This is a genomic window from Streptococcus cristatus, from assembly GCF_003943815.1.
Classification (GTDB): Bacteria; Bacillota; Bacilli; order Lactobacillales; family Streptococcaceae; genus Streptococcus; species Streptococcus cristatus_F.
In genome coordinates, this window is sequence record NZ_RJNA01000008.1 from 66057 (window position 1) to 91612 (window position 25556).

Below are 25556 nucleotides of genomic sequence, written 5' to 3' on the forward strand. Positions count from 1 at the left end.
TTTTGGTATAATGGTAGATAGTTCACAAAGAACATCATTTTAGAAAGGATGGATTGGACTCATGCTCTGCCTTGGCCTAGCATGAAAAAGAAACTATGGAACAATTAAAAGATGCACTGCTGGAGCAGTTTGGGCTGGTGTTTGAAGACAGTAGTCTGCTAGAGACCGCTTTTACTCACACCAGCTATGCCAATGAGCACCGCCTCTTAAAAATTTCACACAATGAACGCCTGGAATTTTTAGGAGACGCTGTTCTGCAGCTGATTATTTCTGAGTATTTATATAAAAAATACCCCAAAAAACCAGAAGGAGATTTGTCAAAACTACGGTCCATGATTGTTCGGGAGGAGAGTTTGGCTGGCTTTGCACGGGACTGTCAGTTCGATCAGTTTATCAAGCTGGGTCGCGGTGAGGAAAAGTCAGGAGGCCGCAATCGCGATACCATTCTGGGTGACTTATTTGAGGCCTTTTTGGGTGCCCTTCTTTTGGATAAGGATGTGGAGACTGTCAAAGACTTTATTTACCAAGTCATGATTCCCAAGGTAGAAGCAGGTGACTTTGAGCAGGTGACTGACTATAAGACTAAGCTGCAAGAACTCCTACAGGTTAATGGGGATGTGGAGATTGTCTATCAGGTTACAGATGAGACAGGGCCAGCCCATGCTAAGAACTTTGCTGTGGCTGTGTTAATCAATGGTCAGAAAGCGGGTCAGGGACAAGGCCGTTCTAAGAAACTGGCTGAGCAGGAAGCTGCCAAGGATGCATTTGAAAAGGAAAGTCACTAATGTTTTTAAAGGAAATTGAAATTCAGGGCTTCAAGTCATTTGCAGATAAGACCAAGGTGGTTTTTGACCAAGGTGTGACTGCTGTTGTTGGTCCCAATGGCTCAGGCAAGTCCAACATTACAGAGAGCCTGCGCTGGGCTCTGGGTGAGTCGAGTGTCAAGAGTCTGCGGGGTGGCAAGATGCCCGATGTCATTTTTGCAGGGACGGAGAACCGCAAGCCCCTCAACTATGCTTCGGTCGTTGTGGTTTTGGATAATCAGGATCAGTTTATCAAGCAAGCAAGCAAGGAAATCCGCGTCGAGCGCCATATCTATCGCAGTGGTGATAGCGAGTACAAGATTGACGGCAAAAAGGTCCGTCTGCGCGATGTCCATGACCTTTTCATGGATACAGGACTGGGACGGGATTCTTTCTCCATTATTTCCCAAGGAAAGGTCGAGGAAATCTTTAACAGTAAGCCAGAGGAGCGTCGGGCTATTTTTGAAGAAGCGGCCGGAGTGCTCAAATATAAGACCCGTCGCAAGGAAACAGAAAGCAAACTAGCGCAGACTCAAGACAATTTGGATCGCTTGGAAGATATTATCTACGAGCTGGATAGTCAAGTCAAGCCACTGGAAAAGCAGGCTGAGACGGCCAAGCGCTTTTTAGAACTGGATCATGAGCGTCAGGAGCTTTATCTGGATGTCTTGGTGGCTCAAATCAAGGCGAATAAAACTGATTTGACGGCGGCAGAAGCTGATTTGGAGAGTATCAAGCAGGAACTAGCGGCCTATTATACGAAACGGGATGAATTGGAGCGTGAAAACCAAGAGATTAAGGTTAAACGTCAGGAAGTGAATCAAAAACTGTCTGACGATCAGGCCAGTCTTTTGGAGTTGACGCGTTTGATCAGTGATTTGGAACGCCAGATAGACCTAGCTAAGCTGGAATCTAGTCAGGCGGCCAGCAGCCGTTTGGAAAATGAAGAACGCTTGGCTGGGTTGAGAGAAAAAAGCCAGCAGCTGACAGCTGATATTTCCTCCAAGGAAGATCATCTGGCTGATTTAGCAGTCCAGTTGACAGAAAATCAAGAGGCTATGAGCCAGTTGGAAGCAGAATTGGCGGACTTTTCAGATGACCCAGATCAGTTGATTGAAAATCTGCGGGATCGTTACGTCAAGCTCATGCAAGAAGAAGCAGATCTGTCTAACGACTTGACCTCGCTCGAAAATCGTCTGGAGAATGAGCGGATCCAAGCGGCCAGCAAACAGGCTGAGTTTAGCAAACTGCAGGCTGATTTAAAAGCTGTTAGGGAAGAAGAAGTGGCTAGACAGGCAGAATTAGAAGAGGCTCAGACTGCCCTCAGAGCCTTGCTAGATCAGTATCAGGAGCAGCAGAAGCAGGTTGAGAAGTTGGCGACTGCTTATCAAAATGAGCAGACCAGCATGTTTGCCCTGCTGGATGATTTGAAAAATAAAAAAGCCCGTGCAGCCAGTTTAGAAGCCATCCTCAAAAATCACAGCAATTTTTATGCAGGTGTGAAAAGTGTTTTGCAGGAGGCTGATCGTCTGGGTGGTATTGTTGGAGCGGTTAGCGAGAAATTGAGCTTCGATCCTCATTACCAGACTGCTTTGGAAATTGCGCTGGGGGCAAGCAGCCAGCATATCATCGTTGAGGATGAGGGAGCAGCGACCAGAGCCATTGATTTTCTTAAGAAAAATCGAGCTGGTCGGGCTACCTTCCTACCTCTCACGACTATCAAAGCTCGTCAACTTCCCGAGCAAAATCAATCCAGAATTGAGGCTAGTCCAGGCTTCCTAGGTTTGGCTTCGGAGCTGGTGACCTATGAGGCAGGTTTGGAGAATATTTTCCAAAATCTGCTGGGAACAACCGCTATTTTTGATACGATTGAACATGCGCGTGCAGCTGCTCGTCAGGTTCGTTACCAAGTCAGAATTGTAACGCTGGACGGTACGGAACTGCGCACAGGCGGTTCTTATGCCGGAGGAGCTAATCGCAATAATAACACAATCTTTATCAAGCCGGAACTGGACAGCCTGCTTGGAGAAATGGAGCGGCAGTCCCAGAAGCTGAAAGCTCAGGAGCAGCAAGTCGAAAGCTTGCAGTCTCAGCTATCAGAGGCTAAGCAAGCCTTGGAAGCTATCAAGTCTGAGGGTGAGCAAGCTCGCTTGACGGAGCAAAGAGTCAAGTTGGCCTACGAACAGGTTGCAGAGCGGGTTGCAGAACTCAGCCAGCTAGAGCAATTGCAGGAGCAAGATTTGGCTAGCCAGTCTGAGACTGCAGGGCTTGCTGAAAAGAAAAAAATGGAAGAGCGGCTGTCGGCTATTGAGGCTGCAAAAACAGCTATTACTGCTGAAATTGAGCAACTCAAGTCGAATAAAAACGCTGTTCAGGATCGCTTCGATCAGCTATCGGCTAACTTGTCTGAACTGAAATTGAAGAGCACGGAGCTGACTTCTAGCCAGCGCTTTGAGAAGAATGATTTGTCGCGTTTGCTAGAGGAGAAGGCTGCCTTGGACAAGGAAGTTGCGACTTTGCAGCTTTTGATAGAGCAAAAAGAAGCAGCGGTCAGCCAGAAGGTGGATATTTCCGTCTTGGAAGAACAGCTTAAGACTGCCCAAGAGAAAAAGAAAGACTTGGATCAGAGCCTCATCCGACTTAAATTTGAGCTGGACGACTTAGAGGGGCAGTCCGAGGATATTCTAGGGCATTTAGACCAAGCCCGTCAGCAAAATGAGAGCTTGATCCGCCGTCAGGCCAAGGCAGAGGCTGAAAAAGAGAAATTTTCAGATGCCTTGCGTCGTCTGCTGACTAATCTGACGGATAATTACCAGATCAGCTTTGAAGAGGCTGATCAAAGAGCGCGTTCTTTGGAAAATCTTGCAGCTGCAGAAGCCCAAGTCAAAGACTTAGAAAAGGCTATTCGTGCTTTGGGACCGGTCAATCTGGAAGCAGTAGAACAATTTGAAGAAGTCAGCAACCGACTGAATTTCCTCAAAAGTCAGCGGGACGATGTCCTCTCAGCCAAAAATCTTCTCTTGGAAACCATTGAAGAGATGAATGACGAAGTCAAGGAACGTTTCCAAACAACCTTTGAAGCCATTCGTGAAAGCTTCAAGCTGACCTTTAGCCAGATGTTTGGCGGCGGTTCAGCTGACCTGATCTTGACAGAAGGCGACCTGCTGACAGCTGGGGTAGAGATTTCGGTTCAGCCTCCGGGCAAGAAAATCCAATCTCTCAATCTTATGAGTGGTGGAGAAAAAGCCCTGTCAGCCTTAGCCCTTCTCTTCTCCATCATCCGCGTCAAGACCATTCCGTTTGTTATCTTGGATGAAGTTGAGGCAGCTCTGGATGAGGCCAATGTCAAGCGCTTTGGGGATTATCTCAATCGCTTTGACAAAGAAAGCCAGTTTATCGTTGTGACCCACCGTAAGGGAACCATGTCTGCGGCAGATTCCATCTATGGAGTAACCATGCAGGAGTCAGGAGTTTCCAAGATTGTGTCGGTCAAGTTAAAAGATTTAGAAAGTTTATAGTATGAGTATAAAATTAGTAGCAACAGAAATCGGAATAAGGTAATTGATACAATAGAATACTAAGAAAGCCTTTGAATAAGTTGTTTCAAGGCTTTTTACTGTCTATAGATAGAAGGAAATGGGTATCAGAAATACTTTGATTCTATGGAGACACCCTTGATTTGTTAAACGTTAAATTGCATGTTTCGAAAGTCAATCATCTTGAGGCAGTATAACTGCATAATAACATTTCTTTCGTCAATAGAAAGTAGGAGTTATAGTAAATTGTGAGAATTCTTGGTATAATGAGGATAATAAATAAAAAATAATTTGAAGGCACAGGTATGTTGATGGAAATAAACTAGGTTATAGATAATACAAAAGCGTATATCGTCTGTCATTACATTCCTTGGCGGATTTACAACGAATATTATAGGCTCTTCTCAAATGTGTTCTCTGTGATTATGGGGATTTTCTTCATGATTAATATTCTCGTAAGTAAGGAAATACTCGCACGTTTAACGCTTCGCATTCTCAATGTGGTGTTGCTAAAAGACAAAATTGAGCACATTCTTATGTCGGGGAAGTCATCGTGGATACGTATGACCGTTTCTTGATGAGTCAAATCATCGAGGCGGGAATTGTTGGGGTTATGATTTTTGCCGCATACTCTCTTGTAGGGTTGCCATATGCAGGACTTGTTGGGGTGCTGGCCGGAGTATTCTCGTTCATTCCGAATATCGGGCCGTTTATGGCGTGCGGAATCGTAATGCTCTTCATCTTTACAGAAAGCCCAATTCAAGCACTCATTTCGGTTGTCGTCTTTATGGTCGTTCAAACAGTGGAAGGCAATGTCGTCTATCCTAGGGTTGTCGGCAGTTCCGTAGGGTTGCCAACGGCTCTAACCCTTGCTACTACGTTAATCGGTGGAAATCTCTTTGGTTTAGTAGGAATGATTTTCTTCACACCAATCTTTGCCGTGATTTACCGTCTCGTGAAAGAATGGATGGAGAAACATGAACAAGCTGCTCCAGTGGTAGCTGTAGGAGGTATTATTGATGAAGAAAATTAGCGACTTAGGGATTACGGGGAAAAAGCTCCTCTTTGAAGGGATTGCGTTCCTTGTTGCTGGGATATTGCTCCTTATATTCGGACCAAGCTTCCCAGAATTGATGTTACGTCTGTTTTTAACATTCTTATGGGCCCGTGAACTATGGAATTTCTTATTCCGTTGGTTTAGTAAAGCGGCATCTAAAGACCCGTTATGGCTGAATATAGGGAAATTTTCCCTTTACGGATTTTTAGCAGGAAATCAATTCTTCCTGTCATTGCCGATTGCGATTGTAAGCATCTTGATGGGACTCAATGAAGTGATGAAGGCGGGAATTAGTGGTGTGACATACTATATTTATGTCAACGATGATATTCGCCCGCGATTTCGCTTGCTCTTTGATACCATTTGGCTTTCAGTTGTCGGGGTAGCCACTTTAATTTCTCTTGGGGGCGACGGCAATTTGCAAATGTTCTTCCTTTCGCTCTATTTTATCGGGTATGGGATTAGCAATATTCGGGACGGCTGGTTCTTCGAGGCCGAAGTTGGAAAGAAAGTCCTTCGCAGACGCTTGCGTCGTGGGATGCCGCTTGTATTTGCTGCACTGATTCCTCGAGTAACCTTACAAAAAATTAATGATGCGTTGGAACTTGGAGAAGGCGAAACGGCTTCAGAAATTTACGACCGTGCCAAAGAAAATGCAGAACCAAACTTAGAGATGTTTATTCATGTCACAAAAGACGGGTTTGGAGCCATCGGGCATGTCGACCTGTGTTATAAGGGCCGCATTATTTCATTCGGAAACTACGATACGAATTCGGAGCGCCTCTTTGGAACGATGGGGGACGGGGTACTTTTCAGTGCCGACCGTGAAAAATACATCGAATTTTGTAAACGCGAAAATCATAAGACCCTACTGGGATATGGTCTTGCCTTGTCTCCAGAACAACTCGCGGCCATCGATAAGGAAATCGCCAAATTGATGTCGCTGACAGTGCCTTGGGATCCACCGAAAATGGTGAAACCTAAGCATCCTGGAATCGACAAAGAAGAACCAATGTATGCCTACAAGCTCAAACAAGAAGCAGATGCACTCTTGTATAAATTTACCTCTTCAAAATTCAAGACGTATTTTGTGATGAGTACCAACTGTGTATTGCTAGCCGATACGATTGTCGGGACAGCAGGCACCGATATTTTAAGCGCCCGAGGATTTATTTCACCAGGAACGTACCAAGATTACTTAGATAAGGAGTTTGAGAGACCGCATAGTCTAGTCGTGACGAAGCGCGTCTATCAGTAAGAACATGGAACTTCATGAAAAAGAATTCTTTATGAGGGAAGCGTTGAAGGAAGCGCAGAAAGCCTATGACCAAGCGGAAGTGCCAATCGGGGCTGTCGTGGTCTTGAATGGTGAAATTATTGGGCGTGGTCATAACTTACGTGAAAAGGAACAAGACGCCACGCTGCACGCCGAAATCAAAGCCATTCGCCAGGCAAACCAACACCTTGGAAGCTGGCGACTCGAAGACTGCTAAGTCAGTTTGTAGACCACGCTTCGCCAGAACGTATTTGCCAAATAGCAAAACATAAATTGAATTTAGGATAACTAAATATATAAAAAGTTTATGTGATGTTATTTTATAAAATAAAAAAGTAAATAGATATAGTATAAACAATATCAAAAACGGTCAGGTCATAGAAATATGATCTGACTGTTTTTCATCTGTGGAATGAAGTGTTAGTTTTATGATATAATATAAAGGATTAACAGAGATGAGAAATGATGGGGGTTGCCTAAATCCTTAAAAGATGCATACCCTAAATGCCCTTTGCACACCCCTAATTCAAAAAAGGAGATAATTGTATGATAAGACTCATTGCCACAGATATGGACGGGACTTTTTTAGATGACAAGGGTCAGTTTGATATGGAGCGGCTCAAGCACCTGCTAGCTCAGTTTAGAGAAAAGGGCATCTACTTTGCTGTTGCCAGTGGTCGAGGGATTCTCTCTCTTGAGAAGCTCTTTCATGAAGTTCGGGATGATATTATCTTTATCGCAGAAAATGGTAGCCTAGTAGAGTTTCAAGGAAAAGATCTATACGAAGCAACCATGCCAAGAGAATTTTATCTAAAGGTATTTGACAAGCTTAAGGAGTCGCCTTTTGTCAATATCAATGAGTTGCTTCTGACAGGGAAAAAAGGCTGTTATGTGCTAGAGACAGTAGATCCGACTTATCTCTCTTTCAGCGCTAATTATAATGAAAATATCCAAAAAGTTGCTGATTTTAGTGAGATTACAGACGAGATTTTTAAATTCACGACCAATTTCAGCGAAGAAACAGTGGCCGACGGCGAAGCCTGGGTCAATGAAAATGTCGCAGGTGTCAAGGCGATGACAACAGGCTATAAATCGATTGATATCGTGCTGGACTATGTGGATAAAGGTGTGGCTCTTGTCGAGCTGGCTAAGAAGTTAGGCCTAGAGATGGATCAGGTCATGGCTTTTGGTGATAACCTCAATGACCTGCATATGATGCAGGTGGTAGGACACCCGATTGCACCAGAAAATGCACGGCCGGAAATTTTGGCAGTTGCGAAAGAAGTGATTGGCCACCATGCGGCCCAATCTGTTATGACTTATATGGAGGGCTTGTAATGGCTGATATTAAATTGATTGCTTTGGATTTGGACGGGACGCTTTTGACCACGGATAAAAAGATTTCTGAAGAGAATCTAGCAGCGCTCAAAGCGGCTCAACAGCAGGGTGTCAAAATTGTATTGACCACAGGGCGTCCGCTTAAGGCTATGGAATTTTTCCTGCATGAGCTGGGCACTGATGGTCAGGTAGATGAATACACCATTACCTTTAATGGTGGTTTGGTTCAGCGCAATACAGGAGAAATTTTAGATAAAACGGTCTTTGCCTACGATGATGTAGCTAGAATTTATGAAGAGACTGAGAAATTGGGTCTGCCTCTGGATGCGATTGATGGGGGCTTGGTTTATCAGATTCAATCAGACCAAGCATCGCTCTATGCGGAGTTTAATCCAGTTCTGAACTTTGAATCCATTGCTTTTGAAGACCTTTCTAGCCAGATTACCTATAATAAATGCGTTACAGCCTTTGCTCAGGAACCGCTGGATGCAGCCATTCCTCACATTTCGCCCGAACTGTTTGACCAGTATGAAATTTTCAAATCACGGGAAATGTTGCTGGAATGGTCACCGAAAAATGTCCACAAGGCGACTGGTTTGGAGAAACTGATTGCCCACTTGGGAATTGATAAAAGCCAAGTTATGGCCTGCGGTGACGAAGCCAATGATTTGTCAATGATTGCTTGGGCCGGTCTAGGAGTAGCCATGCAAAATGCCGTGTCAGAAGTCAAGGAAGTCGCAGAAGTTGTCACTCCGATGACCAATGATGAAGATGCAGTTGCTTGGGCCATTCGGAAATATGTATTGAAGGAGAACTAAAGAATGGGATTATTTGACCGTCTTTTTGGACGTAAAAAAGAGGAACTTGAAGAAAAGCCCCAGATAGAGGAACAGGCAGAGGAGAGTTATCAGACTACAGAGATTGAAGTTCCATCTGAGACAGACTTCCAGCCCCTTGCTGCTTCTAATGAAGAAACAGCGGAAACTTCGATAGTAGAATCTGTGTCAGAAGAGAAAATAGAGTCCTCAGATTCAGCAACTTCTGAGCAGGAATTTGTCCCAACTGCTCAACAAGCTGACTTATCTGAACCAATGCTTGAAGATCAGGAAAGTCCTGAACAAGTTTTGGCTGAGGCAGAAGAGCAGTCTGAAACTTCAGCAAATCAAGCTCTGGAAAGCAGTAGCGAATCAGAAGTAGCGACTGAAAGCAGAGATTATTACCAAGAATTGCAGGAGCGTTTAGCTGCAGCAAGAGAGCAAATCAACCACGAACCAGAGCAAGAAGTATCTAGTGAGCAGGAAGCAGGCACTTCTTCACAAGTAGACTCGACCGAGCATGATGAAGAGTCGACGGAAGAGCTGGCTCCCGCAGAAACAGCTAAAAGTTCTACTGAATACCAAGAAGAGAGTGTCCAAGACAAGTATGACCGCAGTCTTAAAAAGACGAGGACTGGCTTTGGTGCTCGCCTCAATGCCTTCTTTGCTAATTTCCGCTCAGTTGACGAAGATTTCTTTGAAGACTTGGAAGAATTGCTGATTACCAGTGATGTCGGTGTGCAGGTAGCTTCTAACCTAACTGAGGACTTGCGCTATGAAGCACGTCTAGAAAATGCTAAGAAACCAGACGCCTTGCGCCAACTCATCATTGAAAAATTGGTCGATATTTATGAGAAAGATGGCCGTTTCAATGAAAAAATCAATTTCCAAAACGGTCTGACTGTCATGCTCTTCGTCGGTGTAAATGGCGTAGGGAAGACGACCTCAATCGGTAAATTGGCCTATAAATACAAGCAAGAAGGTAAAAAAGTTATGCTGGTGGCAGCGGACACCTTCCGAGCTGGAGCCGTTGCCCAGTTGGCCGAGTGGGGGCGCCGAGTCGATGTGCCTGTTGTAACTGGTCCAGAAAAGAGCGATCCAGCCAGTGTCGTGTTTGACGGTTTGGAAAGAGCCAAGGCTGAAAATGTTGATATTCTCATGATCGATACAGCTGGTCGCTTGCAAAATAAGGACAATCTCATGGCAGAGCTTGAAAAAATCGGTCGCATTATCAAGCGGGTAGACCCAGCAGCGCCGCACGAAACCTTCCTAGCCTTGGATGCTTCCACTGGTCAAAATGCACTGGTTCAGGCCAAAGAATTTTCAAAAATTACGCCTGTGACAGGTATTGTCCTGACTAAGATTGACGGAACTGCGCGCGGTGGTGTTGTTCTTGCCATTCGTCAGGAATTGGATATTCCAGTGAAGCTGATTGGTTTTGGCGAGAAAATTGACGACATCGGCGAGTTTAATTCTGAGAACTTTATGAGAGGCCTCCTAGAAGGTTTGGTGTAATAGTCTATCAATAAAGCCTAAATTGAAATCAAACTCTTCTATCAAAAAGTAATCAAAATAGATGAAAAGGTTTGCTTGTTGCAAGCCTTTTTTCTTCTTTTTTGATATAATAAGAAGAATAAATTGAAAGAAGGAAAACCAATCATGGGAAAACTTGAAGTTATCGCTCATCCACTCATTCAGCATAAATTGTCTATCTTGCGTCGTACAGATACCTCTACTAAAGCTTTTCGTGAATTGGTAGATGAAATCGCAATGCTGATGGGATACGAAGTTTTGCGCGATTTACCACTTGAAGATGTAGAAATTGAAACACCAATTACGAAAACAGTTCAAAAGCAGATTGCAGGTAAAAAATTGGCTATTGTTCCAATCTTGCGGGCTGGTATCGGTATGGTGGATGGTCTCCTGAGCTTGGTTCCTGCCGCTAAAGTCGGCCACATCGGAATGTACCGTGATGAAGAAACCTTGAAGCCAGTTGAATATTTGGTAAAATTGCCAGAAGACATTGATCAACGTCAAATCTTTGTTGTCGATCCAATGTTGGCTACGGGTGGTTCTGCTATTTTGGCGGTGGATTCTCTGAAGAAACGTGGCGCAAGCAACATCACATTTGTCTGCTTGGTGTCTGCTCCAGAAGGTGTCAAAGCCTTGCAGGATGCTCACCCTGATGTTGATATTTTCACCGCTGCCCTTGATGATCATCTTAATGAACACGGCTACATCGTTCCAGGTCTCGGAGATGCTGGTGACCGCCTCTTTGGTACAAAATAATAGCTAGAAGTTTCAAAAAGGAAAGTTCTGCCAAACCGGTGGATTTGTACTTTCTAATCCAAAGATAATCTCAGCGCTGTTCTCTGTCATCTGATAGATAAAGCAAATATTTGACCTTTTTTGACCAAAAGGCTATAATAATGAATAGATCGAATGAAGGAGAAAATATTCATGATTCCTGTAGTTATTGAACAAACCAGCCGTGGTGAGCGTTCTTATGACATTTACTCACGCCTTTTAAAAGACCGTATTATCATGCTGACGGGTCCTGTTGAGGACAATATGGCTAATTCTGTTATTGCGCAATTGCTTTTCCTAGATGCACAAGACAGCACCAAGGACATCTATCTTTATGTTAATACTCCGGGTGGCTCTGTGTCAGCGGGATTGGCGATTGTAGATACCATGAACTTTATTAAGTCTGATGTGCAGACGATTGTCATGGGAATGGCAGCCAGCATGGGAACCATCATTGCTTCTAGCGGTGCTAAGGGCAAACGATTCATGCTTCCAAATGCAGAGTATATGATTCACCAGCCAATGGGTGGTACTGGTGGCGGTACTCAGCAAACAGATATGGCCATTGCAGCAGAGCATTTGCTCAAGACTCGTAAGACCTTGGAGCAAATTCTTGCAGACAATTCTGGTAAAACGGTTGAGCAAATTCATACAGATGCAGAACGTGATTACTGGATGAGTGCCCAAGAAACCTTAGAATATGGTTTCATCGATGAAATCATGGCTAATAATAATCTTAGCTAGTTTTCATTTATAGCTACGAAAAATGCCCCATTTGCGGGCTTTTTTTGATATAATAAATAGAGTACAAATGACCAGAGAGGATTGTCATGTTTAAAAAAGAGGAACGAATGGGCTTCATCATTCATCTATACTATAATCGCGATGCCAAGAAGCTGGCTCATGTTGGAGATATTATTTATCATTCTAAGAAACACCGTTATTTGCAGCTTTATGTGGCAAAAGATCAGGCAGATTCTCTGAAGGAGAGCCTGTCAAAAGAGTCCTATATCAAAAAAATCCAGACTTGCGAGATCCAAAATCTGGATACGGATTTTGTTGGAAGTTTATTTAGAAACCAAGAAAACGCTATTATTTAAAAAAATGGCTTCTTTGGGTTGACAATTGTCAGATAATTCGGTATATTCTTACTATATCATTTGCAAACAAAGCAAAAAAAATAGAGGAGATTATTCATGAAGAAAAAATTTGCACTTTCACTTGTAGCTTTTGCTAGTGCTGCGCTTCTAGCAGCCTGTGGAGAAGTTTCTACAAACAACTCATCTGCTACTGGAACAGAAATCGGTAAAACACTTAAGTTCGGTTTCAACTTTGAAGAAACTGGCGCTGTAGCAGCTTACGGTACTGCAGAACAACATGGTGCTCAACTTGCTGTTGATGAAATCAACGCAGCTGGCGGTGTAGACGGCAAAAAGATCGAAGTAACTGATAAAGACAACAAATCAGAAACTGCAGAAGCCGCAACTATTACTACAAGCTTGGTAACTCAAGACAAAGTTAACACAATCATTGGTCCTGCAACTTCAGGTGCCGTCGCTGCCGCAATTGCAAATGCTGGTAAAGCAGGAGTTCCTTTGGTAACACCAAGTGCTACACAAGATGATTTGACAAACAAACAAGATTATTTGTATCGTGCAACCTTTACTGATGGTTACCAAGGTAAAATCATTTCTAAATATGTAACTGATACTTTGAAAGCTAAAAAAGTCGTTCTTTACTATGATAATTCAAGCGATTATGCAAAAGGAATGGCAGAAGCTTTCAAGAAAGAATACAAGGGTGAAATCGTTGCGACAGAAACTTTCGCTTCTGGTGACTCAGACTTCCAAGCTGCTTTGACAAAAATCAAAGGTAAAGACTTTGATGCACTGATTGTGCCGGGGTATTACACAGAAGCTGGTAAATTGGTGAACCAAGCGCGTGGTTTGGGAATCAACCAAACAATCGTTGGACCTGATGGATTTAGCGATGCCAAGTTCGTTGAGCAAGCAACTCCAGCAGCAGCAACTAATGTTTATTATGTATCTGGTTTCTCAACTTCAGGTGACATGACAGATAAAGCGAAGAAATTCGTTGCAGCTTACAAAGCTAAATATAACGAAGAACCTTCAATGTTTGCAGCCCTTTCATATGACGCAGTTTATATGGCAGCAGAAGCATCTAAGGGTGCAAAAACATCTGTAGATATTAAAGATAACCTTGCTAAGTTAAAAGACTTTGAAGGAGTTACTGGATCTATTACCATCGATAAAGATCACAATCCTGTGAAGACAGCCTTGATGATTGGTTTGAAAGATGGTAAAGTAGAAACTGTTGAAACAGTTAAACCTGAATAAAGGGTCTGAGGCTGGGGACAAACCCAGTCTTTGACTTGTTTCTTACTTGCTTATGATGTTTGAGTAGAGACGGCAAGACAAGGCTTCGTCTGAGATTGTTGTTTCTGCTCTTATTTTATATTAGAAAGAGTGGTGTGGAATGCTCGAACAATTTCTTCAGCAATTGGCTAATGGATTGATTTTGGGGAGTGTTTATGCGCTTCTGGCCTTGGGTTATACCATGGTTTATGGAATTATCAAACTGATTAATTTCGCGCATGGAGACATTTATATGATTGGTGCTTTTATGGGATATTACCTAATTAACACCCTTCACCTAAACTTCTTTGTAGCCCTTATTTTATCTATGGTTGGGACAGCGATCCTTGGTGTAGTGATTGAGTTCTTAGCCTATCGTCCTTTGCGCAATTCAACACGGATTGCAGCTTTGATCACAGCAATTGGGGTTTCTTTCCTATTGGAGTACGGGATGGTCTTCTTTGTAGGTGCCAATACTCGCTCCTTCCCTCAAGTGATTAAAACAGTGCGTTATACGCTTGGGCCAATTTCGATTTCCAATATTCAACTAATGATTTTGGGAATTTCTATTTTACTCATGGTTGGTTTGCAGTTTATTGTGCAAAAGACGAAAATGGGTAAAGCTATGCGGGCTGTTTCCGTGGATAGTGATGCTGCCCAGCTGATGGGGATTAATGTCAATCGTACGATCAGTTTTACTTTTGCCTTGGGTTCAGCCTTGGCAGGAGCAGCAGGGGTGCTGATTGCCCTTTATTACAACTCGCTTGAGCCACTGATGGGAATGACACCAGGTATCAAGTCTTTCGTTGCGGCAGTTTTGGGCGGAATTGGTATCATCCCAGGGGCAGCTTTGGGTGGTTTTGTAATCGGTCTCTTGGAAACTTTTGCAACAGCAGTTGGACTGTCAGATTTCCGTGATGCGATTGTGTATGCGATCTTGATTATCATTCTATTGGTTCGTCCAGCTGGTATTCTAGGTAAAAATGTGAAAGAGAAGGTGTAATGTATGAAAAATAATTTAAAAGTAAATGCGTTATGGCTTGCTCTGATCCTCTTTGGCTATCTATTGATGACAGTGCTTGCTAGCACAGGTATTCTCAATCCTTTCTATCTGCAAATTTTTGAGCAGATTGGGATTAATATTATCTTGGCTGTTGGCCTCAATCTTATCGTTGGTTTTTCTGGGCAATTCTCGCTTGGGCATGCTGGCTTTATGGCCATTGGTGCCTATGCAGTAGCTATCATGGGCTCTAAATCTCCAAACTATGGGACTTTCTTTATTGCTATGTTGGTTGGCGCTGTGCTTGCAGGTGCAGTAGCTCTGCTTGTTGGTATTCCGACCCTGCGCTTAAAGGGAGACTATTTGGCAATTGCGACGCTGGGTGTTTCTGAAATTATCCGGATTTTGATTGTCAATGGAGGCGACCTGACTAATGGTGCGGCAGGTATTCTATCCATTCCTAACTTTACCTCTTGGCAGTTGGTTTATGTCTTTGTCGTAATTACAACTATTTTGACTCTTAACTTCCTCCGCAGTCCTATCGGACGTAGCACCTTGTCTGTTCGCGAGGACGAGATTGCGGCAGAGTCTGTCGGTGTCAATACAACAAAAATTAAAGTCATTGCTTTCGTTTTTGGGGCTATTACAGCTTCTATTGCAGGTTCTTTGCAGGCTGGATTTGTTGGCTCTGTTGTACCAAAAGACTATTCCTTTATCAATACAATCAATGTCTTGATTATCGTCGTTTTTGGCGGTCTGGGATCAATGACTGGAGCAATCGTTGCGGCAGTAGTATTGGGTATCCTCAACATGCTTTTACAAGATATCTCAAGTGTTCGGATGATTGTTTATTCGCTTGCCTTAATCTTGGTGATGATTTTCCGTCCAGGCGGCTTGCTTGGTACTTGGGAATTTAGCTTGGCTAAGCTCTTTAAAAAGAATAAGGAGGTCAAAGAATAATGGCACTTCTTGATGTGAAAAAATTAACCAAAAATTTTGGAGGACTAACAGCTGTTAGTGACGTGACTCTGGAATTGAACGAAGGGGAACTGGTCGGTCTTATTGGGCCTAACGGTGCTGGAAAAACAACTCTTTTCAACCTTTTGACAGGTGTTTATGAACCGAGTGAGGGAACGGTTACTTTAGATGGTCATTTGCTGAATGGCAAAACACCTTACAAAATTGCAACACTGGGTCTCAGTCGGACTTTCCAAAATATTCGCCTTTTTAAAGATTTGACTGTGTTGGACAATGTATTGATTGCTTTCGGGAATCACCATAAACCTCACGTGTTGGCCTCTTTCTTCCGTCTTCCAGCATTTTATAAAAATGAAGAGGAATTGAAAGTAAAAGCTCTGGAATTGCTGGCTATCTTTGACTTGGATAAGGAAGCAGAAACTTTAGCTAAAAATTTGGCTTATGGTCAACAGCGTCGTCTGGAGATTGTCCGTGCGCTTGCCACAGAGCCTAAGATTCTCTTCTTGGATGAGCCAGCTGCTGGGATGAATCCACAGGAAACAGCTGAGCTGACTGCCCTAATCCGTCGGATTAAAAATGAATTTAACATTACCATCATGCTGATTGAGCATGATATGAGTCTGGTTATGGAAGTAACTGAGCGCATCTACGTACTAGAGTACGGTCGCTTGATTGCCCACGGCACACCAGATGAGATTAAGAATGACAAACGCGTTATTGAAGCTTATCTAGGAGGTGAAGCCTAATGTCCATGCTCAAAGTTGAAAATCTATCTGTCCACTATGGCATGATTCAGGCTGTCCGTGATGTCAGCTTTGAAGTCAACGAAGGAGAGGTTGTTTCCCTTATCGGTGCCAATGGTGCTGGTAAAACGACTATCCTCCGCACGATCTCTGGTTTGGTTCGCCCAAGTGCTGGGAAGATTGAATTTTTAGGTAAGGAAATTCAAAAAGTGCCTGCTCAAAAGATTGTGGCTGCGGGGCTTTCACAGGTTCCAGAAGGGCGCCATATTTTCCCTGGTTTGACTGTCTTGGAGAACCTTGAAATGGGAGCTTTTCTTAAGAAAAATCGTGAAGAAAATCAAGCCAATCTCAAAAAGGTCTTCTCTCGTTTCCCACGCTTGGAAGAGCGTAAAAACCAAGATGCTGCAACCCTTTCGGGTGGTGAGCAGCAGATGTTGGCTATGGGTCGAGCGCTCATGTCTACTCCTAAGCTCTTGCTCTTGGATGAGCCATCAATGGGGCTAGCGCCAATCTTCATTCAAGAAATCTTTGATATCATTCAAGATATCCAAAAGCAGGGTACAACTGTTCTTTTGATTGAGCAAAATGCCAATAAGGCTCTCTCTATTGCCAACCGCGGTTATGTCCTTGAAACAGGCAAAATCGTCCTGTCCGGAACTGGACAAGAACTTTTGACTTCCGACGAAGTCCGCAAAGCATATCTAGGTGGTTAAAAAGGTCCAGTGGACCTTTTTAAGTTGCGGATAAAGAAAACAGAGTTTTCTTCAAAATGTCTGGGAGACATTTTTAGGTTGTTGATAGAAAGTTACGATAGTAACTTAACATTTTGAAAAGGTCCAGTGGACCTTTTTAAGTTGCGGATAAAGAAAACAGAGTTTTCGTCAAAATGTCTGGGAGACATTTTTAGGTTGTTGATAGAAAGTTACGGTAGTAACTTAACATTTTGAAAAGGTCCAGTGAACCTTTTTAAGTTACAGATAAAGAAAATAGAGTTTTCGTCAAGATCTGGGAGATTGTTTCAGGTTGCAGATGGGAACTCGCGGCAGCGAGTTTTCGCTTATTAAGGTCCAATGGACCTTTTTTGTTTTCAAGATAAATTTATTTGTTTGGATAAGCCGATAGCCGTTTTTGGTTACAACCAAAGAGTTGCATTGGCAACTGTACGTTTTTTAAAATTCGCTGGGCCCTTTTTAGATGAGGCTAGAGTTTCGTGGTATAGTTTTCTTTGGTGGAAGTTTCCATTTTTTAAGTGCTGTGCTAGTAAGCGATGTAACAGTTCCAAACGGCCACTTCTCTGAATCTATTTCTTCATTTTAAGCATCGAGCGAAAATATGGTAAAATATGGGTGAAGAAAAATTGTTCGGGTCTAAATAAAGATTGGAAATTTCGGAAATAATTTGTCAAAGTATAGGATTTGCTTATTGGTGGTAACTGGCGAGATGGAGAGTAATCTTAGCTTTTGATTGTGAAGTGAAGAAAGAAGCTGTTTTCTGTTCGTCTCTACACAATTCTCTTACGCAACTAGAATTCAATAAAGATATGCTTATCAGGGATAGAAAATGGCAGTCGAATTTCTTTGCTTGATGTGCTAGAGCGGGTAATATTGGTTTTTGAAAACATTTAAATAATTATAGAGGATCAAAGATGAAACTAGTCAGTGACAGGCTTTTGAAAAAGGTTGTTATAAATCGATTGCCAGACAGCCATAAAGGCGACTATGGTCGCCTGCTCTTGATTGGCGGGACCTATCCCTATGGTGGAGCTATTATCATGGCTGCCTTGGCCGCAGTAAGGAGCGGAGCTGGTTTGGTGACTGTTGCAACTGAACGGGAAAATATTCCTGCCCTCCATGCCCATCTGCCAGAGGCTATGGCCTTTGATTTGCAGGAGCGAGAGCGATTAATGGAGCAGATCCGCAAGGCTACTGTTATTTTAATCGGACCGGGTTTGGCTGAAAATTCTTTAGAGAAATCGGTGCTACAGCTGGTTTTACAGCTTGTAAACAAGCAACAAATCTTGATTATGGATGGGGGCGCTATCTCGCTTTTTGCCAAGCAAGCTCTGCCTTTTCCAAAGTCCCAGACAATTTTTACCCCTCACCAGAAAGAATGGGAAAGTTTGTCTGGCTTGCCCATCGAGTCGCAGGACGAAAAATCTAGCCAAAAGGCTGTTGACCAATTTCCTAAGGGAACTCTAGTTGTACAGAAAAGGAATGGAACACGAGTTTTTCAGAGTGGGGAAAAGGATATTTATCAGCTGCAGGTTGGTGGTCCCTATCAAGCCACTGGCGGTATGGGAGATACCTTGGCAGGGATGATTGCTGGCTTTGCAGGTCAATTTCAGCAGGCTTCACTTCTTGAAAGAGTAACAGCTGCGACCTACTTGCATTCAGCCATAGCGGATGAATTAGCCAAAGAGGTTTATGTGGTATTACCGACAGAACTGAGTCAACAAATTTCGACTTGGATGAAAAATTTTAGTCAATAAATCTTGGGAGGCCTGGAAAAATCCGAGTCTCTTTTTGTGGATTAGGAAATCTTGTCTTAGTTAGGAAAAGTCTAAGATTCATCAACTTTCTCACATGATTACTTTTTTAATTTATAGACAAAAGTTAATACGATAGAAAACTTTTTTGTGCTATAATAAAAATAAAGTATGAGAGTTAAAAGTATAAAAACTAGTAGAAAAGGATAAGTGCGGAAAGTGCCATGTCAGAGCTAAAAGTAGCAATTGGGAAAAAAATTCGAGAACTGCGGGAACAACGTAAAATGACAAGGGAATTGCTGTGTGAGGATGAGACTCGTTTGACAGTCAGACAGCTGGCTCGTATTGAGGCAGGCGATTCGATTCCTAGTTTACTAACCTTAGAGTTCATTGCGCAACAGTTGCATATCGAAATGTATCAAATTATCAAGGAAAGTACAAAATCTTAGTGATTTTTATCCTGAAAATTGGGAACTTGGAAGCACCGCCTTCTTCCATTTTTTGGTATAATAAAAGTTACGCAAATACTAGAAAATAGAAAGGGAGCGACATGCCAGATTATTTATCGGTTTCGACTTTGACCCGTTATCTGAAGATGAAGTTTGACCGTGATCCTTATTTGGAGCGGGTTTATCTGACAGGTCAGGTCTCTAATTTTCGCAAGCGTCCTAATCACCAGTATTTTTCCCTCAAGGATGAGAAGGCAGTGATTCAGGCGACTATCTGGTCAGGTGTCTATAAAAAGCTTGGTTTTGAACTAGAAGAGGGCATGAAGGTCAATGTCATTGGCCGTGTTCAGCTCTATGAACCAAGTGGTTCCTATTCGATTGTCATTGAAAAGGCTGAACCAGACGGCATTGGCGCCTTGGCTGTTCAGTTTGAGCAACTCAAGAAAAAACTGGGAGAAGAAGGACTTTTCCAAGATAAGTTTAAACAAGCCCTGCCTCAGTTTCCTAAGAAAATTGGGGTGGTGACCAGTCCTAGTGGAGCTGTCATCCGAGATATTATCACGACAGTCAGCCGCCGTTTTCCCGGTGTGGACATTCTACTTTATCCAACCAAGGTTCAGGGCGAAGGAGCTGCCGCCGAGGTAGCGACTAATATCCGTCGAGCCAATGAGCGAGAAGATTTGGATGTCTTGATTATTGGCCGAGGCGGCGGATCCATTGAGGATCTTTGGGCTTTTAATGAGGAAATCGTCGTGCGAGCCATATTTGAGTCCCAGATTCCAATTATTTCCAGTGTGGGGCATGAAACGGACACGACGCTGGCTGACTTTGTGGCAGACCGACGAGCAGCAACCCCAACAGCAGCAGCGGAATTGGCAACGCCAGTCACCAAGCTGGATCTTCTGGGGCATTTGAGTCAGCAGCAAAATCGTCTGTCTAATGCAGCTTCCAATCGTCTGGCTTACCAGCGGGAACGCTTGCATAAATTGGCTTCATCTGTTATTTTTCGTCAGCCAGAGCGGCTTTATGATGGCTATCTGCAAAAGTTAGACCAGCTCAATCTGCGATTAAAGCAAAAAATTCGCGAATATTATAGTGAAGAAGTCCAGCAGGTCAAGATTCTCCAGCATCGCTTGGAATCTTTGTCACCTCTGCGTCAGGTGCAGCGCTATCAGGAGAAGGTGCACCAGCAAGAGCGCTTGTTGCGTAGCAATATGGCGGTTATCTATGACCATAAGGTGGCTGAAGCCAAGAGGCTGTCTGATGCGCTACTCATGCTGGATACCAGTCGCATTGTGGCGCGGGGCTATGCTATTATTCAAAAAAATGAAACAGTAATCGAGTCCAGTCAGGATATCAAGGAGAAGGACCAGCTGACCATTCTCATGCGGGATGGTCAAGTCCAAGTTGAGGTAAAAGATGTCAAAAGACAAGAAATTTGAAGAAAACTTAGCTGATTTGGAAGCTATTGTCCAGAAGCTGGAAAATGGAGATGTGGCCTTGGAAGAGGCCATCGCTGAATTCCAGAAGGGCATGCAGTTGTCTAAAGACTTGCAAAAGACGCTAGATCAGGCAGAGAAGACCTTGGTCAAGGTCATGCAGGCGGATGGCACAGAAACGGATATGGAATGACAAGAGAGCATAAAATCAGGCAAATTGGCCTGACGATTCAAGATTTTTATCAGAGCAAGGGAGTGTCATCAGATTTGATAGAGACCATTCTCTATTCTGTCGAGGCTGGTGGCAAGCGGATTCGCCCTCTCTTGCTTTTGGAGTTGCTGGAGGGCTTTGGTCTGGAATTAACTCCCGCTCACTTTCAGGTGGCAGCAGCTCTGGAGATGATTCATACTGGCAGCCTGATCCATGATGATTTGCCAGCTATGGATAATGATGACTACCGCAGAGGTCGTCTGACCAGCCACAAGAAATTCGGGGAGGATATGGCCATTTTGGCGGGAGATTCTCTCTTTTTGGATCCTTATGGTTTGGTAGCAATGGCAGAGCTCCCTAGTCAGGTCAAGGTGGAGCTGATAGCAGAGCTGTCTTTGGCGGCTGGTTCCTTTGGTATGGTGGCCGGGCAGGTTTTGGATATGCAGGGAGAAGGCTGCAAGTTGACCATGGACCAGCTCCAGACCATTCATGCCAATAAGACAGGAAAGCTCTTGGCCTATCCTTTTGTAGCAGCGGGAATCATTGCTCAGACTGGTCAATCCGTCCTAGGGAAGCTCCGTCAAGCGGGAGAACTCTTGGGTCTGGCTTTTCAGGTGCGGGATGATATTTTAGATGTGACGGCTAGTTTTGAGCAGATCGGTAAGACACCGCAGAAGGATCTGGCGGCTGAGAAATCAACTTATCCAGCCTTGCTAGGCCTAGATGGAGCTAGTGCTTTTTTCGATGAAACGCTAGAACAAGCAAAAATCCTACTGGAGCAACTAGAGAAAGAAAGTGATTTTTCAGCTAAAGAAATTCAAAAAATAATAGAAAGTTTGAGACTGGATGGCTAAGGAAAGAGTGGATGTATTGGCCTATCGACAAGGGCTCTTTGAGACCCGAGAGCAGGCCAAGCGCGGAGTGATGGCAGGCCTAGTCGTGGCACTTGCTAATGGAGAGCGCTTTGATAAGCCGGGTGAAAAAATCGATGATGCAACAGAGCTCAAGCTCAAGGGAGAAAAACTGAAGTATGTCAGTCGTGGCGGCCTAAAATTAGAAAAAGCTTTGCAAGTGTTTGGCCTTTCGGTTGCAGACCGGGTGGCCTTGGATATCGGTGCTTCGACCGGTGGCTTTACCGATGTTATGTTGCAGAATGGAGCTAAGCTGGTCTATGCGGTTGATGTTGGGACTAACCAGTTGGCCTGGAAACTCCGCCAAGATGAACGGGTTATCAGCATGGAGCAGTTCAATTTTCGCTATGCCGAGCCAACTGATTTTGACTTTCGGCCCAGCTTTGCCAGTATTGATGTTAGTTTTATCTCGCTTAGCTTGATTTTGCCGGCCCTCTATCAGATTTTAGAAGAGAGCGGTCAGGTCGTGGCCTTGATTAAGCCTCAGTTCGAGGCTGGTCGAGAGCAGATTGGCAAGAAGGGGATTATCAAGGACAAGAAAGTTCATTTGGTGGTGCTGGAAATCGTGACAGCCTTTATGCTGGAAGCAGGTTTTTCAGTCAAAGGTTTGGATTTTTCTCCGATTCAGGGCGGGCATGGAAATGTTGAATTTCTAGCCTTTCTGGAGAAAAACGAGCAGCCGAAAAATGACTTGGAGCAAGACTTAGTCGCTGTCGTAGAGGCGGCCCACAAGGAATTTAAAGATGAAGAAGAAGGATAGATTAGAGAAAATCAGACGATTTGTCAGCGAATTTGAGATTGGCACCCAAGAGGAAATTGTAGCACATCTCAGGGAGTCTGGTATTACAGCGACACAGGCAACGGTTTCACGAGACATCAAGGAGCTAGGGATTGTAAAAATCCCTTTTAAAGATAATACCTATATCTATGAGCTTCCCAAAACAGCGACCAATAGTTTGAAGTTGGCAGAAAATAATATTTTGGCCTGTCAAAATCTAGGAAATATGCTCAATCTCAATCTAGTGCCAGGGAGTGCAGCGGTGGTCAAACGCCATCTGAGTAAAGAATTTGCTGAGGAAATTTTCAGTATCATTGCGGATAATGACAGTATCTTAGTCGTTGCAGTGAGTGAAAGTGCAGCCCAAAAAGTCACGGCTGAAATCAATAATTGGTAGGAAAGCCTATGTTATTAGAAATTTCGATTAAAAATTTTGCCATTATTGAGGAGATATCCCTTAATTTTGAGCAAGGTATGACGGTTTTGACCGGGGAAACCGGAGCCGGCAAGTCTATTATTATTGACGCCATGAACATGATGCTGGGCAGCCGTGCGACGACGGATGTGATTCGTCATGGAGCGCCCAAAGCTGAGATAGAGGGACTTTTTTCGCTGGAAAATAGCCGAGCTTTGCGAGAGATTTTTGAGGAGCAGGGCTGGGAGCTGACCGATGAGCTGATTATCCGTCGGGAAATTCTGCAAAACGGCCGCAGTGTCAGCCGTATCAATGGCCAGATGGTTAATTTATCTGTTCTAAAGGCTGTCGGCCAGCACTTGGTGGATATCCATGGTCAGCATGATCAGGAAGAGCTGATGAGACCCCAGCTTCATATTGCCATGCTAGATGAGTTTGGCTCAGCAGACTTTTTGCATCTCAAAGGCCGCTATCAGGAAACCTTTGACCGCTATCGAAGCCTGCGCAAGCAAGTCCTGACTTTGCAGAAAAATCAGCAGGAGCATAAGGCCAGAATTGAGATGCTGGAGTTTCAGATGGCGGAGATTGAGAGCGCAGCCCTCAAAAGCGGTGAAGATACTGCCCTGCATCAGGAACGAGACCGCCTGCTTAACCACAAGCTCATTGCCGATACGCTGACGAATGCCTATACCATGCTGGATAATGAAGAATTTTCCAGTCTGACCAATGTCCGCTCAGCTATGAACGACCTTGAGTCTATCGAGGATTACGATCCAGCCTACAAGGAGCTTTCCGGCAGCTTGTCAGAGACTTATTATGTCTTGGAAGATGTCAGCAAGCGCCTAGAGGATATTTTAGATGGACTGGACTTTGACGGAGATCGGCTGCTGCAGGTGGAGAGTCGCTTAGACTTGATTAACAGCATCACACGTAAATACGGCGGCCAAGTAGATGATGTGCTGGATTACTTTGCTCAGATTTCTAAAGAATACAGCCTTTTAACTGGAAGTAACTTGTCCTCAGAGGATATGGACCGAGAGCTGAAGGCCTTGGAGAGAGAGCTGGTAGAGCTGGCCCAGGAGCTGAGTCAGGCTCGTCACGGACTAGCAGCCCAGCTGGAAGCGGAAATCAAGCAAGAGCTGCAGGACCTCTACATGGAGAAGGCGCGTTTTAAAGTGCAGTTCAGTAAGGGCAAGTTCAACCGTGAAGGCAATGAGCAAGTAGAATTCTACATCTCAGCCAATCCGGGCGAGGATTTCAAACCTTTGGTGAAGGTTGCCTCTGGAGGCGAGCTATCCCGTCTCATGTTGGCTATCAAGTCTGCCTTTTCTCGTAAGGAAGGCAAGACCAGCATTGTCTTTGACGAAGTGGATACGGGCGTTTCTGGCCGAGTGGCCCAGGCTATTGCTCAGAAGATTCACAAGATTGGCTCCAACGGTCAAGTCTTGGCAATTTCCCATCTGCCGCAGGTCATTGCGATTGCCGATTATCAGTTCTTTATTGAGAAGATTTCGGATGAGAATTCGACCGTCTCAACGGTTCGCCTGCTGACGGCTGACGAGCGTGTTCAGGAAGTTGCTAAGATGCTGGCTGGTGAAGATGTGACGGAGGCTGCTTTGACGCAGGCTAGAGAATTATTAAAAAAATAAACAAGCGAGACTGAGACACGAGTGTTTCGGTCTTCTTTAGAAAGTGGCGACTATGACAGAATATTTTGTAATCGGTGATGTCCATGGCAAGGTAGGCATGCTTGATGAATTGCTCCAGCACTGGGACGGTCGTAGCCAACTAGTCTTTCTAGGCGACTTGATAGATCGTGGTGAGGACAGCCGAGCCGTTTTGGAGCGAGTCAAGGATCTAGTGAAGCAGAAAGGAGCCATCTGTCTTTCTGGCAATCATGAGTATATGTTTCTGACTTGGCTGGACAATCCTGAAAAATCTTATGACCACTACCGACGCAATGGCGGAGATACGACGATTAATTCGCTTTTAGGCCGGCCTCTCAATGCTCCTGTAGATGGAGTGGCAGACGCGGAACGTGTCAAGACGGAGGCGGTAGATTTAGTAGATTTTATTCGCCAGATGCCTTTCCTATTGGAGACAGAGCAGTACATTTTTGTCCATGCTGGCCTAGATTTGGAACGGAAAGACTGGCGAGAGACTAGTGATTATCAAAAAGTTTGGATTCGCGCGCCATTTCATGAAGGCAGCAATCAGACTGGCAAAACGATTGTCTTTGGTCATACACCGACATTTTACCTCTTGCATGAGGCACCGGGAACTGACCAGCTATGGATGACTGAGGATGGCAAGATTGGCATGGATGGCGGAGCTGTTTATGGCGGAGTCCTCCACGGAGTTCTCTTTGGCCATAATGGCATCATAGAGCAGTATGCCATCAAAAAAGATGGTTTTGCGGCGGAGGACTGAGAAGGTATCTACAAATGCCAATCCAATATAGTGTAACTTACCAGCATCTTGAATATTCCCTGCTGATAGAAAGAAAGCAAGAAGATTGAAGAAGTATAGCCTAGCTATCTTTTTCGATCTTTTTTGTTTGAATGAGATGATTTATACTGAAAAAAACAGGCGAACACCTATATTTATATAGGGTAAATTTCCTATCCTATAAGTGATCAT

Annotated in this window: 23 protein-coding genes and 2 pseudogenes; all 25 read left to right on the forward strand. The window is 44.0% G+C overall.

The genetic code is table 11. The features are described 5' to 3' along the window. Positions 1-95: 95 nt before the first annotated feature. The gene (rnc, locus tag D8872_RS06600) at positions 96-785 is read left to right on the forward strand and encodes a ribonuclease III (RefSeq protein ID WP_045501072.1); all 690 of its coding nucleotides are present in this window, start codon (positions 96-98) and stop codon (positions 783-785) included. Next, positions 785-4321 (forward strand): chromosome segregation protein SMC, encoded by a 3537-nt coding sequence (gene smc / locus D8872_RS06605; RefSeq protein ID WP_125390375.1) that lies wholly within the window; start codon positions 785-787, stop codon positions 4319-4321. The genes rnc and smc overlap by 1 nt, the downstream gene beginning before the upstream one ends. Positions 4322-4687: 366 nt before the next feature. Further along, positions 4688-5372, forward strand: a pseudogene (locus D8872_RS06610) (AI-2E family transporter); the annotation flags it as partial. Further along, positions 5359-6654, forward strand: coding sequence for a hypothetical protein (locus D8872_RS06615; protein WP_125390376.1), 1296 nt, complete (start codon positions 5359-5361; stop codon positions 6652-6654). The pseudogene D8872_RS06610 and the gene D8872_RS06615, both read left to right, overlap by 14 nt. Positions 6655-6658: 4 nt before the next feature. Then, a pseudogene (locus tag D8872_RS06620) lies at positions 6659-6886 on the forward strand (nucleoside deaminase); the annotation flags it as partial. A gap of 332 nt (positions 6887-7218) precedes the next feature. Further along, positions 7219-8010, forward strand: a complete 792-nt coding sequence (locus tag D8872_RS06625; RefSeq protein WP_015605189.1) for a Cof-type HAD-IIB family hydrolase — start codon at positions 7219-7221, stop codon at positions 8008-8010. Further along, entirely contained in the window at positions 8010-8828 is an 819-nt protein-coding gene (locus D8872_RS06630) for a Cof-type HAD-IIB family hydrolase (protein ID WP_125390377.1), read from the forward strand. The genes D8872_RS06625 and D8872_RS06630 overlap by 1 nt, the downstream gene beginning before the upstream one ends. A gap of 3 nt (positions 8829-8831) precedes the next feature. Further along, positions 8832-10340 (forward strand): signal recognition particle-docking protein FtsY, encoded by a 1509-nt coding sequence (gene ftsY, locus D8872_RS06635; RefSeq protein WP_125390378.1) that lies wholly within the window; start codon positions 8832-8834, stop codon positions 10338-10340. Positions 10341-10484: 144 nt separating this feature from the next. After that, positions 10485-11114, forward strand: coding sequence for a uracil phosphoribosyltransferase (upp, locus tag D8872_RS06645; RefSeq protein WP_015605186.1), 630 nt, complete (start codon positions 10485-10487; stop codon positions 11112-11114). Between the two features lie 171 nt (positions 11115-11285). After that, complete coding sequence (locus D8872_RS06650) at positions 11286-11876, forward strand: ATP-dependent Clp protease proteolytic subunit (RefSeq protein ID WP_125390379.1); 591 nt, start codon at positions 11286-11288, stop codon at positions 11874-11876. 86 nt (positions 11877-11962) lie between these two features. Further along, complete coding sequence (locus D8872_RS06655) at positions 11963-12232, forward strand: DUF2129 domain-containing protein (protein ID WP_061911464.1); 270 nt, start codon at positions 11963-11965, stop codon at positions 12230-12232. Between the two features lie 96 nt (positions 12233-12328). Further along, positions 12329-13489 (forward strand): ABC transporter substrate-binding protein, encoded by a 1161-nt coding sequence (locus D8872_RS06660; RefSeq protein ID WP_061911462.1) that lies wholly within the window; start codon positions 12329-12331, stop codon positions 13487-13489. A 139-nt stretch (positions 13490-13628) separates the two neighbouring features. Then, positions 13629-14510, forward strand: coding sequence for a branched-chain amino acid ABC transporter permease (locus tag D8872_RS06665; RefSeq protein ID WP_005589506.1), 882 nt, complete (start codon positions 13629-13631; stop codon positions 14508-14510). Between the two features lie 3 nt (positions 14511-14513). After that, on the forward strand, positions 14514-15467 hold the full coding sequence (locus D8872_RS06670) for a branched-chain amino acid ABC transporter permease (protein ID WP_125390380.1): 954 nt from the start codon (positions 14514-14516) through the stop codon (positions 15465-15467). After that, positions 15467-16231 carry an ABC transporter ATP-binding protein gene (locus tag D8872_RS06675; protein WP_125390381.1) on the forward strand — a complete coding sequence of 255 codons (765 nt, stop codon included), beginning with the start codon at positions 15467-15469 and terminating at the stop codon, positions 16229-16231. The genes D8872_RS06670 and D8872_RS06675 overlap by 1 nt, the downstream gene beginning before the upstream one ends. Then, entirely contained in the window at positions 16231-16941 is a 711-nt protein-coding gene (locus tag D8872_RS06680; RefSeq protein ID WP_125390382.1) for an ABC transporter ATP-binding protein, read from the forward strand. The genes D8872_RS06675 and D8872_RS06680 overlap by 1 nt, the downstream gene beginning before the upstream one ends. 932 nt (positions 16942-17873) lie before the next feature. Beyond that, the gene (locus D8872_RS06685) at positions 17874-18716 is read left to right on the forward strand and encodes an NAD(P)H-hydrate dehydratase (RefSeq protein WP_125370983.1); all 843 of its coding nucleotides are present in this window, start codon (positions 17874-17876) and stop codon (positions 18714-18716) included. Between the two features lie 221 nt (positions 18717-18937). Continuing rightward, positions 18938-19162, forward strand: a complete 225-nt coding sequence (locus D8872_RS06690; RefSeq protein WP_125390383.1) for a helix-turn-helix domain-containing protein — start codon at positions 18938-18940, stop codon at positions 19160-19162. A gap of 101 nt (positions 19163-19263) precedes the next feature. Continuing rightward, on the forward strand, positions 19264-20604 hold the full coding sequence (gene xseA, locus D8872_RS06695; protein ID WP_125390384.1) for an exodeoxyribonuclease VII large subunit: 1341 nt from the start codon (positions 19264-19266) through the stop codon (positions 20602-20604). Further along, entirely contained in the window at positions 20582-20794 is a 213-nt protein-coding gene (locus D8872_RS06700) for an exodeoxyribonuclease VII small subunit (protein WP_005589516.1), read from the forward strand. The genes xseA and D8872_RS06700 overlap by 23 nt, the downstream gene beginning before the upstream one ends. After that, complete coding sequence (locus tag D8872_RS06705) at positions 20791-21666, forward strand: polyprenyl synthetase family protein (protein WP_125390385.1); 876 nt, start codon at positions 20791-20793, stop codon at positions 21664-21666. Before D8872_RS06700 ends, D8872_RS06705 begins: the two co-directional genes overlap by 4 nt. Further along, the gene (locus D8872_RS06710; protein WP_125390386.1) at positions 21659-22483 is read left to right on the forward strand and encodes a TlyA family RNA methyltransferase; all 825 of its coding nucleotides are present in this window, start codon (positions 21659-21661) and stop codon (positions 22481-22483) included. The genes D8872_RS06705 and D8872_RS06710 overlap by 8 nt, the downstream gene beginning before the upstream one ends. Next, entirely contained in the window at positions 22467-22898 is a 432-nt protein-coding gene (locus D8872_RS06715) for an arginine repressor (RefSeq protein WP_125373743.1), read from the forward strand. Before D8872_RS06710 ends, D8872_RS06715 begins: the two co-directional genes overlap by 17 nt. Before the next feature lie 8 nt (positions 22899-22906). Further along, on the forward strand, positions 22907-24565 hold the full coding sequence (gene recN, locus D8872_RS06720; RefSeq protein ID WP_125390387.1) for a DNA repair protein RecN: 1659 nt from the start codon (positions 22907-22909) through the stop codon (positions 24563-24565). A gap of 52 nt (positions 24566-24617) precedes the next feature. After that, a complete protein-coding gene (locus D8872_RS06725; RefSeq protein WP_125390388.1) occupies positions 24618-25346 on the forward strand; it encodes a metallophosphoesterase in 729 nt (242 codons plus the stop codon). The last annotated feature ends 210 nt before the right edge of the window (positions 25347-25556 follow it).

What these genes read in the sequence shown, in the direction of transcription:
- D8872_RS06685 (WP_125370983.1), top strand. Translation starts at nt 17,874, where the DNA reads ATGAAACTAGTCAGTGACAGGCTTTTGAAAAAGGTTGTTATAAATCGA.
- D8872_RS06675 (WP_125390381.1), top strand. Translation starts at nt 15,467, where the DNA reads ATGGCACTTCTTGATGTGAAAAAATTAACCAAAAATTTTGGAGGACTA.
- D8872_RS06630 (WP_125390377.1), top strand. Translation starts at nt 8,010, where the DNA reads ATGGCTGATATTAAATTGATTGCTTTGGATTTGGACGGGACGCTTTTG.
- D8872_RS06670 (WP_125390380.1), top strand. Translation starts at nt 14,514, where the DNA reads ATGAAAAATAATTTAAAAGTAAATGCGTTATGGCTTGCTCTGATCCTC.
- D8872_RS06700 (WP_005589516.1), top strand. Translation starts at nt 20,582, where the DNA reads ATGTCAAAAGACAAGAAATTTGAAGAAAACTTAGCTGATTTGGAAGCT.
- D8872_RS06710 (WP_125390386.1), top strand. Translation starts at nt 21,659, where the DNA reads ATGGCTAAGGAAAGAGTGGATGTATTGGCCTATCGACAAGGGCTCTTT.
- D8872_RS06655 (WP_061911464.1), top strand. Translation starts at nt 11,963, where the DNA reads ATGTTTAAAAAAGAGGAACGAATGGGCTTCATCATTCATCTATACTAT.
- D8872_RS06650 (WP_125390379.1), top strand. Translation starts at nt 11,286, where the DNA reads ATGATTCCTGTAGTTATTGAACAAACCAGCCGTGGTGAGCGTTCTTAT.
- xseA (WP_125390384.1), top strand. Translation starts at nt 19,264, where the DNA reads ATGCCAGATTATTTATCGGTTTCGACTTTGACCCGTTATCTGAAGATG.
- D8872_RS06690 (WP_125390383.1), top strand. Translation starts at nt 18,938, where the DNA reads ATGTCAGAGCTAAAAGTAGCAATTGGGAAAAAAATTCGAGAACTGCGG.
- D8872_RS06665 (WP_005589506.1), top strand. Translation starts at nt 13,629, where the DNA reads ATGCTCGAACAATTTCTTCAGCAATTGGCTAATGGATTGATTTTGGGG.
- D8872_RS06625 (WP_015605189.1), top strand. Translation starts at nt 7,219, where the DNA reads ATGATAAGACTCATTGCCACAGATATGGACGGGACTTTTTTAGATGAC.
- D8872_RS06705 (WP_125390385.1), top strand. Translation starts at nt 20,791, where the DNA reads ATGACAAGAGAGCATAAAATCAGGCAAATTGGCCTGACGATTCAAGAT.
- D8872_RS06680 (WP_125390382.1), top strand. Translation starts at nt 16,231, where the DNA reads ATGTCCATGCTCAAAGTTGAAAATCTATCTGTCCACTATGGCATGATT.
- rnc (WP_045501072.1), top strand. Translation starts at nt 96, where the DNA reads ATGGAACAATTAAAAGATGCACTGCTGGAGCAGTTTGGGCTGGTGTTT.
- D8872_RS06715 (WP_125373743.1), top strand. Translation starts at nt 22,467, where the DNA reads ATGAAGAAGAAGGATAGATTAGAGAAAATCAGACGATTTGTCAGCGAA.
- D8872_RS06615 (WP_125390376.1), top strand. Translation starts at nt 5,359, where the DNA reads ATGAAGAAAATTAGCGACTTAGGGATTACGGGGAAAAAGCTCCTCTTT.
- D8872_RS06660 (WP_061911462.1), top strand. Translation starts at nt 12,329, where the DNA reads ATGAAGAAAAAATTTGCACTTTCACTTGTAGCTTTTGCTAGTGCTGCG.
- ftsY (WP_125390378.1), top strand. Translation starts at nt 8,832, where the DNA reads ATGGGATTATTTGACCGTCTTTTTGGACGTAAAAAAGAGGAACTTGAA.
- upp (WP_015605186.1), top strand. Translation starts at nt 10,485, where the DNA reads ATGGGAAAACTTGAAGTTATCGCTCATCCACTCATTCAGCATAAATTG.
- recN (WP_125390387.1), top strand. Translation starts at nt 22,907, where the DNA reads ATGTTATTAGAAATTTCGATTAAAAATTTTGCCATTATTGAGGAGATA.
- D8872_RS06725 (WP_125390388.1), top strand. Translation starts at nt 24,618, where the DNA reads ATGACAGAATATTTTGTAATCGGTGATGTCCATGGCAAGGTAGGCATG.
- smc (WP_125390375.1), top strand. Translation starts at nt 785, where the DNA reads ATGTTTTTAAAGGAAATTGAAATTCAGGGCTTCAAGTCATTTGCAGAT.